14 protein-coding genes are annotated in these 12,675 nt (G+C 70.4%); 12 read left to right on the forward strand and 2 right to left on the reverse strand.

The window, feature by feature from the left end:
- On the reverse strand, nt 1–665 hold a 665-nt coding region (locus ACZ7HQ_RS43630), incomplete at its 3' end, for a DDE-type integrase/transposase/recombinase (RefSeq protein ID WP_471002735.1).
- On the reverse strand, nt 662–970 hold the full coding sequence (locus tag ACZ7HQ_RS43635; RefSeq protein WP_018893116.1) for an IS3 family transposase: 309 nt from the start codon (nt 968–970) through the stop codon (nt 662–664). The genes ACZ7HQ_RS43635 and ACZ7HQ_RS43630, both read right to left, overlap by 4 nt.
- Before the next feature lie 420 nt (nt 971–1,390).
- On the opposite strand from ACZ7HQ_RS43635, the gene ACZ7HQ_RS43640 reads away from it, so the two are divergent.
- The 12 genes from ACZ7HQ_RS43640 to ACZ7HQ_RS43695 all read left to right on the forward strand — a co-directional run.
- On the forward strand, nt 1,391–2,716 hold the full coding sequence (locus ACZ7HQ_RS43640) for an IS110 family RNA-guided transposase (protein WP_471002738.1): 1,326 nt from the start codon (nt 1,391–1,393) through the stop codon (nt 2,714–2,716).
- Between the two features lie 86 nt (nt 2,717–2,802).
- Nucleotides 2,803–3,312, forward strand: coding sequence for a hypothetical protein (locus ACZ7HQ_RS43645; RefSeq protein WP_471002741.1), 510 nt, complete (start codon nt 2,803–2,805; stop codon nt 3,310–3,312).
- Between the two features lie 124 nt (nt 3,313–3,436).
- A complete protein-coding gene (locus ACZ7HQ_RS43650) occupies nt 3,437–3,919 on the forward strand; it encodes a hypothetical protein (protein WP_471002744.1) in 483 nt (160 codons plus the stop codon).
- Between the two features lie 85 nt (nt 3,920–4,004).
- Entirely contained in the window at nt 4,005–4,505 is a 501-nt protein-coding gene (locus tag ACZ7HQ_RS43655; RefSeq protein WP_471002746.1) for a hypothetical protein, read from the forward strand.
- A 109-nt stretch (nt 4,506–4,614) separates the two neighbouring features.
- Nucleotides 4,615–5,799 carry a helix-turn-helix domain-containing protein gene (locus tag ACZ7HQ_RS43660; protein WP_471002749.1) on the forward strand — a complete coding sequence of 395 codons (1,185 nt, stop codon included), beginning with the start codon at nt 4,615–4,617 and terminating at the stop codon, nt 5,797–5,799.
- A gap of 83 nt (nt 5,800–5,882) precedes the next feature.
- Complete coding sequence (locus ACZ7HQ_RS43665) at nt 5,883–7,124, forward strand: helix-turn-helix domain-containing protein (RefSeq protein ID WP_471002752.1); 1,242 nt, start codon at nt 5,883–5,885, stop codon at nt 7,122–7,124.
- Between the two features lie 263 nt (nt 7,125–7,387).
- Nucleotides 7,388–7,813 carry an ATP-binding protein gene (locus ACZ7HQ_RS43670; protein WP_471002755.1) on the forward strand — a complete coding sequence of 142 codons (426 nt, stop codon included), beginning with the start codon at nt 7,388–7,390 and terminating at the stop codon, nt 7,811–7,813.
- A gap of 81 nt (nt 7,814–7,894) precedes the next feature.
- Complete coding sequence (locus ACZ7HQ_RS43675) at nt 7,895–8,959, forward strand: radical SAM protein (protein ID WP_471002758.1); 1,065 nt, start codon at nt 7,895–7,897, stop codon at nt 8,957–8,959.
- Nucleotides 8,959–10,152 carry an enolase C-terminal domain-like protein gene (locus ACZ7HQ_RS43680; RefSeq protein ID WP_471002761.1) on the forward strand — a complete coding sequence of 398 codons (1,194 nt, stop codon included), beginning with the start codon at nt 8,959–8,961 and terminating at the stop codon, nt 10,150–10,152. The genes ACZ7HQ_RS43675 and ACZ7HQ_RS43680 overlap by 1 nt, the downstream gene beginning before the upstream one ends.
- Nucleotides 10,149–10,874, forward strand: coding sequence for an HAD family hydrolase (locus tag ACZ7HQ_RS43685; RefSeq protein ID WP_471002764.1), 726 nt, complete (start codon nt 10,149–10,151; stop codon nt 10,872–10,874). The genes ACZ7HQ_RS43680 and ACZ7HQ_RS43685 overlap by 4 nt, the downstream gene beginning before the upstream one ends.
- On the forward strand, nt 10,874–12,037 hold the full coding sequence (locus ACZ7HQ_RS43690) for a nucleotidyl cyclase domain-containing protein (protein WP_471002767.1): 1,164 nt from the start codon (nt 10,874–10,876) through the stop codon (nt 12,035–12,037). The genes ACZ7HQ_RS43685 and ACZ7HQ_RS43690 overlap by 1 nt, the downstream gene beginning before the upstream one ends.
- Nucleotides 12,038–12,040: 3 nt before the next feature.
- A partial coding sequence (locus ACZ7HQ_RS43695) for a phosphoketolase family protein (protein ID WP_471002770.1) occupies nt 12,041–12,675 on the forward strand: 635 nt, incomplete at its 3' end.

A 12,675-nucleotide genomic window follows, 5' to 3' on the forward strand; every position in this document is an offset into this window, starting at 1 on the left:
CCTCCGGAACATCGCTGGTCTTCAAACTCCAGTCCGCCGTGGCCACGTCGCACACCTCCGAGATCAAAGTGTTGCGACGACCAGTTGAATCCACCCTGCGAGCCGCGATCGCTGTGCAGGATGCACCCGTCGACGTGTTCACGTCGGGCTACGGCGTTGTCCAGGGCGGTCACGGCCAGACAGGACTTCATCCGCGCGGCGATGGAGTAGCCCACGATCCTGTTGCTGAACACATCCTTGATCGCGCAGAGGTACAGCTTGCCTTCGCCGGTGGCGTGTTCGGTGATGTCGGCGAGCCACAGCCGGTTCGGGCCGGTCGCGGTGAAGTTGCGGCTCACGAGATCGTCGTGCACCGGCGGGCCGGCCTTCTTGCCCCTGCCGCGCTTCTTGCCGAACACGCTCCACCAGCGGTTGTCCCGGCAGATCCGCCACGCGGTCCGGTCCGCCATACGAGCCCCGGCACCACGCGCTTCATCGGCCAGGAAGCGGTAGCCGAATTCCGGGTCGTCGCGGTGAGCGTTGAACAGTGCGTTCGCGCGATACGACTCCTCCAGCACGGCGTCGGCCACCGGCTTGTCGAGCCAGCGGTAGTAGGGCTGTCTGGCGAGCTTGAGCACCCGGCACGTCACCGTGACGGGCACCCCGTCCACGGCCAGCTCTTTCACGAGCGGGTAGATCCTTTTCCCGGCAGATGCGCCTGCGACAGATAGGCCGCGGCCCGGCGCAGGACCTCGTTCTCCTGCTCCAGCAGCTTGATCCGCCGACGTGCTTCCCGCAGTTCCGCGCTCTCCTGGCTGGTCACCCCGGGCTTGGACCCGTCATCGATGTCCGCCCGGCGCATCCACTTCCACAACGTCATCGGGTGAACCCCGAAGTCGGTGGCCACCTGCTCGACCGTGACACCCGGGCCGCGGTTCCTCGCGACCCGCACGACGTCCTGGCGGAACTCTTCCGGATAAGGCTTGGGCACAGCGACATCCTTTCCACCCGCCCCACAGGGCAAGCCAGTTCAGATGTCACCCGATCGTGCAGCAGACCCCCTCACAGCCCCCTGACTTGACTCAGAGGACTCAAGCGTTTCGTCGCGCGAGAGGTCTACCACCACGTCACGAGCGCATTCAGCAGCGCACCATCGACGTCCCCAGCGACTTGACGATCTATAGGAGTCGACCGTTCACCTGCGGTGACGCCCCGCGGGCGTGAAAATCGGTACAGGGGCTGTCCGCCGACGCCGCTTGATGTTTGGGCTGTGAGCCCGCATAGGAGTCTGGTGAGGGAGCCGTCCGAGGGGGCCGCACACTGTCGCCTTGAGCACGCCGATCAGCTTCTCCGTTACCCCTTTGGCTTCCCGGGCAGCCCCTGCCTGCACCAGCGCACCAGGGGGTATGTCATGGAGGAGTTGGGAGAAGACCACGACGACGGGACGGTCGCCAGGGTCGCGGCGATCGACATCGCGAAGGCGTCCGGGATGGTCTGCCGGCGCGTCCCGCACGACACCATCGAAGGCCGACGTGTTCAGAAGGTCTGGACAGTCGCCTCGACCACGAACACGATCCTGGAACTCGGCGACCAGCTTGTGTGCCAGGGCGTCGAGCGGGTGGTCATGGAAGCGACAGGCTCGTACTGGCGCCCGTTCTTCTATCTGCTGGAGGCCCGCGGCCTGGACTGCTGGCTGGTCAACGCCCGTGACGTGAAGAACGTGCCCGGGCGTCCGAAGACGGACAAGCTGGACGCGGTCTGGCTGGCCAAGCTCGCCGAACGCGGTATGGTCCGTGCCTCGTTCGTCCCGCCGAAGCCGGTGCGACAGCTGCGGGACTTCACCCGCACCCGCACCGTGTTCGTCCAGGAACGCACCCGGCACAAGCACCGCGTCGACAAGGCCCTGCAGGACGCGCAGATCAAACTGTCGGGTGTCGTCTCGGACCTGTTCGGCATGTCCGGGCGGGCCATGCTCGACGCGATGGTCTCCGGAGAACGCAACCCGCGCACCCTGGCCGACCTCGCCAAGGGAAACCTGATCAAGAAGAAGCCGGCCCTCATCGAGGCCCTGACCGGGCAATTCGAAGACCACCACGCCCGGCTGCTGCGGGTGCTGCTGTCCACCGTCGACCACCTCACCGCGCAGATCGATGAACTCGACCGGCTGATCGCCCGGACGCTGGAGGAGATCACCACCCCGCCAGGAAGCACAGGCACCGGGGATGAGGCCGCCGCGGTCAGTGCGCGGACTCTGGCCGAGAAGCTGGACGCCGTCCCCGGGATCGGGCCAGCCACCGCGCAGATCATCCTTGCCGAGATCGGCGCGGACATGAGCCGTTTCCCCACTCCTGAACACCTGGTCTCCTGGGCCAAATTGTGCCCCCGCACGATCCAGTCCGGAGTGAAGAACACCTCGGGGCCGGCCGGGCAGGGAAACCCCTGGCTCAAGGGCGCTCTCGGTGAGGCCGCCAACGCCGCCGCCCGCACCGACACCTTCCTCGGCGCCCGCTACCGGCGCATCGTCAAACGCCGCGGGCATGCCAAAGCCCTGGTCGCCGTCGCCCGCTCGATACTCGTCATCGCCTGGCACCTGATCAACGAGCCGGACGCCTCCTACCAGGAGCTCGGGGCCGACTGGCACCGCCGCCACCTCGACCCCGCCCGCAAAACCCGCGACCTCGTCCGCCAGCTCCAGGCCCTCGGCCACCAAGTCGCGCTCAGCCCGGCATCAGCCTGACCGTCCCATCTCACCGTCATCCGGTCCGCAAGCGGACCGGATGCTGCCGCCTGCCCTCCCGGACATCGATTTTCCGATCAGCTTCTGTGAACCGGGAGACCGAGTACCTGCGCACGGCCTGCTGGATCGTGATCGCGTACCTTTCTGGACTTCGCGACGACGAGGTCCGCTTCCTGGGCCGCGAGTGTGCGTTCACCGAGACTGGCGACGACGGCCGGATCCGCTACAAGCTGCGCGGGCGGGTCTACAAGAACCGCAAGATCAGCGGCGATGAGGCCGAGTGGGTCGTCCTGGACATCGTTCACCAGGCTGTCGACGTCCTCCTCGGCCTCCATGACGATCCGGACCATCTCTTCGGCTACTGGGGCACGGACATCACCGGCTATCAGCTCTTCGGGTCCGTTCCCTACGGCTGGGCCGCTTCCGCGACCATGCCAACGAGCTCTTCAGCACGGAAGCCGGGTTGTTCATCCCCAACGACACAAGCGGCGTCGAGGACTACGACACCCCGGACACCCTCGATTCAGAAAGCCATCAACACGGCCGCGGAGGCGAGGACCCGGACGGCCGCTCGGCCTTGCCGAGGAGGGACCTGATCCAGCAGGGGTTCCCTGGAGTTTCGACACGCGGCAGTTCCGTCGAACTTTGGCCTGGCATATCGCTCACCAGCCCTTCGGCGTTGTCGCCGGCGCGCGGCAGTACCAACATGCCCGAATAGTCATGCTCGAGGGATATGCGGGTACATCGGAGTCCGGCTTCGCCGAGGAAGTAGCGGCCAACGACGCGGTCGCGCGACTGGACTACCTGGAGGATATCTACCGCGACTGGAACAACGGTGGCGCCTCCTCCGGCGGGGCCGCCGAGCGTATCTCGGCCGAGTTCGAGCGAATCCGCCGCGAACTCGGCGACCTGCCCGGTGTCGTCGCGTCCCCTGCCCGGCTGCGGACGATGCTGCGGCACCTGACCAAGACGCTGCACCCCGGGGTACTCAATGACTGCTTCTACCAGGCCGCCACCGCGGTCTGCCGCAAGCGAGCCAAGGCGCTCGGCCGCCCGGTACCGCTGCACAACATGTGCCTGAACTGCCCCAACGCCCGCCGGTCGGCAGTGCACTTGCCCCGGCTGACCACCGCGCGGGACCAGGCCCTGACGGTGCTCGACATGCCCAAGAAGGAACGCGAGGCCTGCCCCGGCTGCAGGTGATTGCCCTGACCGACCACGCCGCCGAACTTGACGAGCTCATCCAGAGCCTCACCACCGACGACACCAAGGAAGGCGCGAGGTCGGCGTGAACGACGAGACACGACTGCGCATCCGGCACACCTTCGACCGGCTCTCCGCGGGCGGCAGAGGACTCACCGACATCGACCGCTCGCTGATAGAGGCGTTCGAGCGGCTGATGCACGGGCTGCCCGAACTCACCGACGGCAAGATCACGGTCGTGAACGTGTGCACCGAGGCCGGCGTCTCCCGCGCCTCCTACTACCGCTCGCCGGTGGCACAGGCGGTGAAGGAGATCCTGGAAGCGCCGCAGACCCGCCGCCCGGAACCGGAGGAGCTGCGGGCAGAAGTCGCACGGCTGAAGAAGGCGGAGCGCGAGCTTCGCAGCGAGCACGCCGCCGAGATCCGCGAACTCAAGGGCACCGTGGCCACCTACGCCGACCAGATCCAGGTCCTGGCCTTGCGTAATGCCGAGCTGGAGACCCAGACCGCCCGTCTCCTCGAACGGCTGCGGCAGTCCGGGGACAACGTCGCGGTCCTGCCGGCCCCGAGCCCGCCTTCGCCCTGACCAGGCGCGTCACCTGCCAGTTCGCGCGCCCTTCAGCGGTGTGACTAATGTGTCGCGCGCCAGGCATATGCGTCCTGCCCACGGGGGACCCGACCCTCCGCTGAACGGGATGCATGGACCTTTGTCCTGGCAGAGCACGGTCCGGGCGAGTGGGTATGCGAGCAATCTGGTGATGCGCGAGCTGGACGAGACGGCCGCCGGCGGCCCGATTGGGGCCCGCCTGGCCGCCTGGCGCCGCCACCGGGAACTGACTCGGGATGACCTTGCCTCCCGCACCGGCCTGGGGCTCGATTATCTCGCCGGGCTGGAGACCGGCCGGGAGTGGGTGGACCGCCGCGGCCGACTGGCGGTACTGGCCAACGCCTTGCGGCTGGATGTCGCGGCCCTGACCGGACAGCCCTACCCGCCACACGGTCAGGAGCACGCGGCAGTGCGGGCGGTCGCCTTCCACCTGCGGCGCAGCCTGGTCCGCCGACAACCACCCACGGCCCCCGGCGTGCTGCTGGAGGAACTGGCGGAACGGACCCGGGCCGCCTCACGAGCCGATACCGCGGGCGACGAGCACCATCTCGCGCTCGCGCTGCCGGAGTTGATCGAGGCGGCCGACCGCGCGCTGGCCGCCGCTGCGGGGCCCGCGCGGGACGAGGCGGTGCGGCTGCGCGTGGACGCGCATGTGCTGGCCGCCGGGCTGCTGCGACGCCTGGGCTACAAGGACCTGGCGTGGATGCTGCTGCACCGGGCCCGCCCCGGCACCCGCGAACCGCTGCCGGTATTGGTCGAGGAGGTGCGGCTGCTGATCGACCTCGGCATGCCGGAGTACGCGCTGGCCCGCGTCGAACGCGCCGAGGACGCCGGGGCCGACTGGGAGCTGCCGGCGCTGGCCGCCGTCGCCCAGGCCATGGCCGGACGCCGCCCGGAGGCCGAACGCCTCCTTACCACGGCCGCCGAACGGGCCGACGGCGCACGGGAGTCGGTCCTGGTAATCGCAGCCCGTGCCGCCGTCGCCGCAGAGGTGGGCGACGCGGCCGAGGCCGCCGACCATGCCCGCGCGGCGGATCATGCCGCACTCGACGGCGCCCCCCGCTCCAGTTTGCTGGTGGTCGCCGCGGCGGCCGAGGCCCGCCAGGACCGCGCCGACCAGGCCGCTGCCCGGCTCGTCGAGGCCGATGCGGCGGCACCGCTGCGGATCCGGTTGGACCCCTTCGCCCGGGACCTGGTCGCGGCGCTCACCGACCGCACCACCGTTCACGCCTCGGCGGTGCGGGATCTGGCCGAGCGGGCCGGGCTGCGGTGATGCCGCCCGTCTGGCGGGAAAGACCCCTGGGGGCGGCAGGCTCGTCCTACGCTACGGCTGAGGCATGGGAGTTGAGGGGGGCGATGAACGAAGAGCAGGCTCGGAGGATCGGCGAGCGTCTGCGGTCGGCTCGCCGCCAGCGCGGGATGAGTCTGCGTAACCTCGCGGGCCTGGCGGGGGTGTCGGTCGGCTACCTGTCGATGGTGGAGAACGGCCAGCGGCTGCTGGACCGCTCCAGCCTCATCACCTCCTTCGCCGAGGTGTTGCAGATCGCCCCGTCCGAGCTGACAGGCCAGCCCTTCGCGCCAGCGGACCCGCACACCAGCGCGGCCCACGAGGCGATCCCCGCCCTGCGGCTGACGCTGATGGGCCTGACCATGGCCACCCCACCGGACCGCCGCCCACCCCAGGTTCCGGCGGCGGTGCTGACCGAACGGGTGGCGAAGGCCAACCGGCTCTATCACGGGGCTGAATACGGCACCCTCGCCGCCGGTCTTCCGACGCTGCTGGCCGACCTGCACGCCGCCACCGAGGCCGCCGACGGCGCTGCCCGCCGCGAGCTGCTGAAGCTGCTGGCAGACGCCTACCATCCGGCCTGCACCCTGCTGTTGAAGAACCTCGGCTACACCGACTTGGCGTTCATCGCGGTGACCCGTGCCGCCGAGGCGATCGCGGAGTTGGACGATCCGGTCTACTCCGCTCTGTCAGGCTTTTTCCACACCCATGTGCTGATGGCGGCCGGCAGTCCCACCCAGGCCCTGGCACAGGCCACCGCCGCCGCCAATACCCTCGAAGCGCACCTGACGAGCCCTGATGCTCATGCGCTGCTCGGTGAACTCCACCTGATCTCCGCCACCTCGCTGACCCAGGACCGGCAGCGGCCCGGCAACACCCGCGCCGAGGATGTCCGCGGCCATCTGGCGGAGGCCGCCAAGCTGGCCGGCCGCACCGGCGAGACGCGGGCTTGGCACCTGAACTTCGGCCCCACCAACGTCGGCATCCACAAGGTGAGCCTGAACACCGACCTCGGTCGGCACGGAGTGGCCGTCTCCGCCGGGGACGGGGTCCATCCCGAGATGCTGGCGGAGGCTCCGGGACGGCAGGCCGCCTTCCACGCCGACCTGGGCCGGTCGCTGGCCCATCTGCGGGGCCGCGAGGCCCAGGCGGTCGCGGCCCTGCTGACCGCTGAGGAGATCGCACCGCAGCGCATCCACGCCAACGCGCCGGTGAGGAACACCGTCGAGTTCCTCACCGACCGGCAACTGCCCGCCTACGCCGCGCGGGACCTGCGGGGCTTGGCCCACCGCATCGGCTTGCCTCTCTGACCAGCGGTGTCTCCCTGATCCGGCTGAGCACTTAAGTCCGTACGCGGCTGGGGACGGTCGGTACGTGACTTCTGCGCGAATGCCGTACGCGGTTGAGCACGTTGGTCTGTACGCAACTCCCCGCAACCGAGCAGGCGTTCCCCCGACCCTGATCCGGGGCTCGGGGTCGTGGGTTCACCGTCGTGAACTCCTCTGCGTGCTGGGGCACTTACCTTCGGTCACGGTCCGGGCGGCTGCCGCTCGGAGAGAGGGTGAGTCCCGCGATGTCCAGCACTGTGATGCGTCACGACTTCCAGGTGATCTCCGAGGCCGAGTACGTCCCACTGGCCCGCCGCGAGACGGCCAAGGTCCTTGCCGACTGGGGCATGTCCGAGGAGGTCGTGGGCACCGCCTGCCTGATCATCAGTGAGCTGGTGACGAACGTGGTGCGGCACGCGGCCGTGCTTTCGCCCACCGCTGCGGTCACTCTCGCTGTCGAGGAGCAGGCTGCGCTGGTGCTGGCGGTGGCGGATGCCCACCCGCTCAAGCCGAAGCCGCTGCCCGCCGCCCACGACCTCGGTGGCCGCGGCCTGTTCCTGGTCAACGCCCTCGTGCGGGAAGTCCATGGCAGAGCCGAGGTCCTCCCGGAGACCGCCTCGGGCGGCAAGCGGATCGTCATCCGTCTTCCCCTGGCTCCCGTTGCGGCCTGATCCATCCCACGGACCCGCATCGGACGGCGGCTACAGCGCCGTCGACGACCTGCACCTCCCACCACACGAAGGGAACCGCTGATGCTCGAATCGGTCCGCCACCTTGACCAGGTGGCCCGCGAGTGGAACATCAACCCCGAGGACGTGCTGCTGATCGCGCTGAACGCCTCCGGCGCCCGGTCCCCGCTGACCAAGCCGCGCATGCGCTTTCGGCTGCGGCTGGACTCCCGCCCCGACACCCCGCTGTTCCTGATCCTCTCGCTGGGCCGTGAGGACTCGCCGTTTGAGCTGGACGAGTACGAGCTGCGGCTGAACGGCGAGAAGGTCGGCGAGGTCGACGGCATCGAGGACGACGACGCGGTGCTGGGCTACTGGCGTAACGGCACGAAGATGCTCACCCTCAACTCCAACGCCCGCAGCCAGTGCACCGGCTGCGTGTTCTGCCCCAACACCCTCGAAGACGCCTCCGACCCGAAGATCAAGGCCCTGGACCTGCCCGGCTACCTCGGCGCTCTCGCGGCGAACTCCGGCATGGAGGACCTGTCGGCGGTGGAGACGGTGACGGTCTGCACCGGCTGCTTCCTCTACGAGCACCTCGCGCTGGACCATCTCGCCGAGGTCCGCGCGGCGATGAGCGCAAACGGCTGCACCGGCACCCTGCACTTCCTGTCCTCGGTGCTGAGCAGCGACGAGGGCATGGACGCCGCCGCCGCTCTGGGCCCGTTCCACCTGACGCTGACCGCCGAGTGCTTCACCGAGCGGCGGCAGATCCTCAAGGAGTCCAAGGCCAAGCTCACCCCGGCCGAGATGACCGCCGCCCTGGGCCGGGCGAAGCAGCGGGGCATCACCACCGACTTCACCTACATCGTCGGACTGGACCCGATCGAGGACGCGATCAAGCACCTGAAGGACTTCGTGGCGGTCACCACCGCCTTCCCCCGGTTCCAGACCTACCAGGCCCACAACGCGTTCATGGACGTCTACCGCACGCCGGGCTCGGACACGATCGAGTGGCACCTGACCATGCGCCGGCACCTGGAGGAGCTCTTCGCCCCCACGGGCCTGCGTCCGCAGTGGTGGCAGAACTACCGCAGTCCGTGGTGCTTCACCTTCGCCGGTCAGGAACTGACGGGGGCGAAGATCTGATGACGACCCTCATGGTTCGCGCACCCGCCCAAGCCGGGGTGGCCACGAAGGCTGTGGTCCGCGCCGTCCGCGCCTGGCAGCTGCCCCCGCAGCCCGCCGGGCTGCCGTCCGACCTGCCCGAGCCGGTTGCCGCAGCAGTAGGTGAGCCGCCGGCGGGCCCGGCCTGGGCCGAGCACCGCACCCGGTTCGCCATCGAGCTGGTCGGCGACGGAGTCTCCGGCTGGCATGCCCCAGTCGCCGAGACGGTCGCGCAGATCATCGCCGACGATCTGGCCGCCGGGCTGATCGGGCACGATGCCGCCGCACCGCGCCGCCTGGCCTACCGCAAGAAGACCGGGCGGCACCGCAGCGGCGCACACGCCCGGCAGGCCGCCTCCGCGGTCGAACTGGCCTGCTGGGACCTGGCCTCCCGTGCCACCGGGCTGAGCGTGCCCGGCCTGCTGGGCGGCACCATCCGGCCCAAGGTCCCCGCCTACGCCTCCGCCCTCGGCCTCGACCCGTCCCACGCCTCGGCCCCGGAGGCTGCGGCTTGGATTACCGCGGCGGGGTTCTGGGGGCAGAAGTGGCCGCTGCCCAAACCCTTGATCTTCGCCGGTCCCAGGGCGGTCGCGAGGACGCTCGGGCGGTTACGGGAAGCGGCGGTCGAGGGCCGGTTCATGGTCGACGCCCTGGGCCGATGCCGTTTGGACCAGGCGATGCAGTTGCTGCCCGTCCTGGCCGATCTGCAGGTCACCTTCGCCGAGGAACTCCTGCCGCCCGGCTCCTTCGGCTGGCACCGGCTGCGGGCTGCGGGAACCGGAGTTCCCCTGGCAGCGGGCGAACACGCCGTCGACGAGTTGGAGCAGACGCGGCTGCTGACCGGCGAGGCGGTGGATGTCTGGCAGGTCGATCCGGGCTGGTCGGGCGGGCTGGCCCGCTCGCTGCACACCACCGAGATCGCCGCGGACCTGGGCATGGCGACCTTCCCGCACGGCGACCGGCTGCCCGCCGCCCTCGCCCTGGCCGGCGCCTGCTGCCGCGACAAGATCCCGGCCGTCGAGTGGCACCTGACCCTGGAGCCGCTGCGGCAGCAGATCTACCCCACCCCCGTCCAGGTCGAGGACGGGATGCTGTCCGTCCGCACCGTCCCGGGCCTCGCCGAGGCCCCCACGCTGCCTGCGAAGGCGGCAGTGCTGGAGGTGACGGGCTCGTGACCACCCACCGGTTGCGCCGCACCCTCTGGGAGGGGTTACGTGCCATCTGCTTCGACCTGGGCGGCACCCTGGTACGTCCCGAGGCCGAGCCGACCACCGGGCAGGTCGCCCAGCTGCTGGGCATCTCGCTTCAAGAGGCCCGCGCGGTGATGGAACAGGGAGCCAAACGCCGCCGGATCACCCCCGAGGACCTCGCCCGAGACCTGGCCGCCGCCTTCCGCCGTCCTGCCCTGGTCGGCCCGCTCACCCACGTGCTGGAGCGGGCCCGGCAGCGGGCCGCCGAGCCGGAGCTGTTCCCGGATGCCCAACCGGCCCTGACCGCGCTGCGCGAGCGGGGCTTCGCGCTGTTCGCCCTGACCAACAGCCTCGGATCCTCCATCCCGGCCGAGCCCCCGCAGGCATTCCGCAACCTGCTGGATCAGGTGATCTATTCGGCCGAGACCGGCGCGGTCAAGCCCGAGCGCGAAGCCTTCGCCGCCGTCGAACACGCCTGCGGGCTCGGCCCGGACCGTCTCCTGCACGTCGGGGACTCGCCCCGGGCGGATGTCGCCGGAGCCGCCGCGGCGGGCTGGCACACCGCCTGGCTGGACCGCCGCATGGCGGGCGGCCCGCTGCTGACCTCCGCCCGCACCGTTCGCCTCCACACCCTCACCACCCTTCCCCTGCTGCTGCCCGCCGGGCCCACACCGGCCCCGGCGACGACCTCGGAGGCTTCCCGCTGATGGACCCGACCGGCAACCACTGCCCGAAGGTGCCCGTCCACGACCCGCTCGTCAGCTCGGTGCCGCTGTTCGACCCCGCGCAGCTGCCGCTGCGTGTCTGGTGCGCGGGCAGCCGCGAGGACGCGGTGACCGGCCTGGTCGCCTTCCCCGACTTCCACAGCCACATCCCCCGCGCGCTGGCGTCCGCCCTGACCGGCGGGGGACTGGTGGGGCTGGCGATCGGCGACGTCGACGGGCTCAAGGGCCACGTCGAACAGGCCAACGCCACCGACCCCGGCTGCTACGGGCACCTGGCCGGGAACAAGGTGATGGCCCGCCTCGGCGCCGTCACCCGCACCTGGTTCCACACCCAGCCCTGGGAGTCCGGATGTGCGGCCACCTTCGGCGGCGATGAGGTCATCATCGCCGCCGCCCTGGACGACGCGAACGGCTTTCACCGGGCCGTCAGTCAACTACGGGACCGGCTCGCCGACGAGCTGCCGGTACGTGTCTCCTTCGCGCTGGCCTTCGCCTCCGCCGAGCACCTCCCGGCCGACCGCGGCGCCGGCGGCTGGAAGCACCGCTTCACCGACCAGCTGCTGGCCGCGGTGGACCGCTGCCTGTTCACGCACAAGGCCACCCGCCGTGCCACCGGCGGCGAAGGCGGCATCATCGCCGTCACCCAGCCCCCGCTGGCCGGCCATCTCTCTCTGGCGGGGGATCATCGCACCCTGCTGCCGCTGCCCACCGGGGCCGAGACGCTGCACGTGCTCGCCCGCCCGGCCGGCACCGGGACACGCGGCATGCTGCTTCTGCCCTGCGCCGGACCGGCCGGGCTGCGCGGCAAACGGCTGCGGGTGACCTTCCCCGACGGCACGGCCCGCACCGCGGTCGCCGTCTCCGTGCACGGCCAGGCCGCCGTCCCCCACGAAACCGCCGCGACCGACGCAATCGAAGGGCCGGGCGTCCCGCTCACGCTTCAGCCCGTCCGCGAGAAGTCCACCCGTGGCGTCCCCGACGACCTGGCCGCCGCACTGGAGAAGGAAGGACTGGACTGGTCGGTACTGCCCGCCCACGAGCAGGCCCAGATGCTCCACCTGATCACCGAATCCGCCACCGCCGACATCCGCACCGCCCGCATCACCGCCGTCATCGACGCGGTCGCCACCCGCACCCGGAGCTGACCCATGGCCCTGACCACCGAACGCGTCACAGACCCGGCCCCGCCTGGCTTGCCCGACTGGAGCTACACGGCACGGCAGGCTGCCGAGGCAGTGCCCGACCAGGCCATCGACGCCTGCTGGCGGGCGCTGAACCACCTGTCCGCCGCCCAGCTCTACCTCACCGACAACGCCCGCCTCGCCCGCCCGCTGCGGCCCGCGGACGTCAAGGAGACTCCCCGCGGGCACTGGGGCGTCTGCCCGCCCGTCAACTACATGCTCGCCCACCTCGGGCCGCTCACCGCCTGGCGGCCCCCCGGATCCGAACTGCTGGTACTGCACGGCGCCGGACACGCCGGACCCTCAGCGCTCGCCCACGCCTACCTGGGCGGCAGCCTGCACCTGACCGGGAACGGGCCGGGCTGCTCGATGCCCGAACTGCGGGCCCTGATCACCGGCTTCCCGCACCCGGAGCGGTTCGGCGGGGAGATCACCCCGCTCATCCCCGGCGTCCGGCACACCGGCGGACAGCTCGGCCCCGCCCTCGCCATCGCCCAGGGCATGGCGCTAGGGCGTGTGTCAAAAGTGGATCTTGAACATGGGATGATCTTGGTTTGTGGCACGTGGAGATCTGACGGACGCGCAATGGGCGGTGCTGGAAC

Source organism: Streptomyces sp. NPDC037290, assembly GCF_055603245.1.